Origin of the sequence: Streptomyces sp. NPDC090442, assembly GCF_044769405.1 — a bacterium.
GTDB lineage: Bacteria > Actinomycetota > Actinomycetes > Streptomycetales > Streptomycetaceae > Streptomyces.
In genome coordinates this window covers 1-2,010 of record NZ_JBIVXW010000225.1, presented here as the reverse complement: position 1 = coordinate 2,010, position 2,010 = coordinate 1, and the positions used below count along the sequence as shown (strand labels likewise).

Annotated in this window: 1 protein-coding gene; it reads right to left on the bottom strand. The window is 68.4% G+C overall.

The window, feature by feature from the left end:
- Positions 1 to 125 precede the first annotated feature (125 nt).
- Positions 126 to 1,856, bottom strand: coding sequence for an IS1634 family transposase (locus ACIQU6_RS44570; RefSeq protein ID WP_403488431.1), 1,731 nt, complete (start codon positions 1,854 to 1,856; stop codon positions 126 to 128).
- Positions 1,857 to 2,010: the final 154 nt, after the last annotated feature.

Below are 2,010 nucleotides of genomic sequence, written 5' to 3'. Positions count from 1 at the left end.
CCCGACTTCATCAGTAGGCGGGCACACGTGGTCGGTGGGTTTGGTGGTTGACCTGCGGGAATGTCATGCGGGGCTGCCGGAGGCGTGTGTCCACGGCCCCGGGGGCTGTTTTCGCAGGTCGGAGGCTATTTGGGGGTCTGCAGGCCGGTCATCTTTGGCGGCAGTGGGACACCGCAGTCCTTGAAGAGCCGGGCCTGGGTGTCGGTGATGCGGGTGGTCTGCTGGAGGCGCCCGGCCGGCCCGGCGAGGGTGACCTGGTGGATCCGGCCGAGTTCGTTTCTGATGGTGCGCCAGGTGGTGCCAGTGCGGCGTTCGGCGACGCGGATCAGCAGCAGAGCGAGCCAGCACAGCAGCACGTGGGCGTGTATCCGGTCGTCCAGGCGGTGGTAGACCGGCCGCAAGTACAAGGTCGACTTCATCGTGCGGAAGGAACGCTCCGCTTCCAGCAGGTTCTTGTAGCCGAGCGCGACGTCCTCGGCGGACAGGTCCGGGTCGGAGGTGGCCAGCAGGTACTTGCCGTCGAGCTTCGCCTCGGTGGCGACCTTGGCGCGGTCGATGGACAGGCGCCCGGTGGCCGGGTGCTGCTTGAGCCAGCGCCCGAGGCTGGGGTGGTCGCGGAGCGCGCACTCGGCCTTGCGGTGGATGGCGTCATTCGGCTTCGTGGGGCGCTTGCCGGTCTTGGCCGCCTTGTCTTTGGCCTTCTTCGCGTCGGCGGCACGGGACCGGGAGATCCGTTCCAGCTCGTCTGCGATCGCGGCGAGTTGTTCGTCGCGGCGGGCCTGGTCGCGGGCGGCCTCGATCGGGTTGTGGCAGATGATCCAGCGGCGACCGGGGTCGCCGTCCAGGTGGACCTCCTTGACCCGCAGGTTGTCGCGGACTTCTTGGTAACGGCCCTGGCGGGACAGGGCGGCCTCGGCCTTCTTACTGGTCTCGCGCATCTTGACGCCGGTGATGTAGTGGCCGCCGGTGCGGGTGAGGTAGGCAAGGTTGGCCTCGGAGGAAAACCCGGAGTCGGCGACGGTGACCACGCGTCCCAGCCGCCAGGACCGCAGGTCGTCCTTGACCTGGGTGATCACGGTGGTGTCGGAAGTGTTGCCGGGCCAGACCCAGCAGCGGACCGGGATGCCCTCGCGGGTGACGGCGAGCCCGATGACGATCTGCGGCAGGTCCTTGCGGTGGTCCTTGGAATGCCCGAACCGGCGCAGGACCTCGTCGCCTTCGTCGTCCTCGCCGTCGCGTTCGAAATAGGTGCTGGTGGTGTCGAAGAAAATCAGGTCGACTTCAAGGTTGAGCAGGTGGGCGGCGGCGAAGAACACCGTCTCCTGCACAGCGCCGGTCGCGTCGCCCTCGATGAGCAGGTCCATCGCGCGCAGGGCCTGGTTGTTGCCGTCCAGTTCGGGCAGGCCCGGCACGACGACGTCGCGGGTGGCCCACTCGCCCGCGGCGAGCTTGGAGCCCGGGGCGACGGCGCGGTTGGCGACCAGCGCGAACAGCACCCGCTCCACGTCAGTGCGGAACCGGCGCCCGTCCAGGTGCCGGGCCAGCGCGGTGTCGATGCCGAGCAGCTTCCACAGCTGGTCCAGCAGCCAGACCGGGCCGATCGGGCGGGAGGATTCCACCTGCAGCGGGCCGGCTTCGGCCCCGAGCGGGGCGGTGACGTCGTCACCCTCGCCGAGGTAGCGGTTGATCGAGGCGGTCAGGCGGCGCAGCGCGTCCAGGTCGAGCCGGTCCTCGCGGCCCAGGTTGACCAGCACCTCGGCCTGCGTCTGCCCGTCCACCCGCCGGTTGTTGGCAAGCTGGACGTACCGCACGACGCTGCCGTCCTTGTTCCGGCGCTGGGTCTTCCGCAAGTACATGCCCGCATAGTCACACAGAAGTCCAGTGCAGAGAAAGATCTATCTTAAATTCGTGTGCCCACGCTTTCGCAGCCCTCCACCAAACCGCACCTCGCTGACCCGCTACGACACCAGCCCGGCCCGGCTCATGTGCCCACCAACTGATGAACTCGGG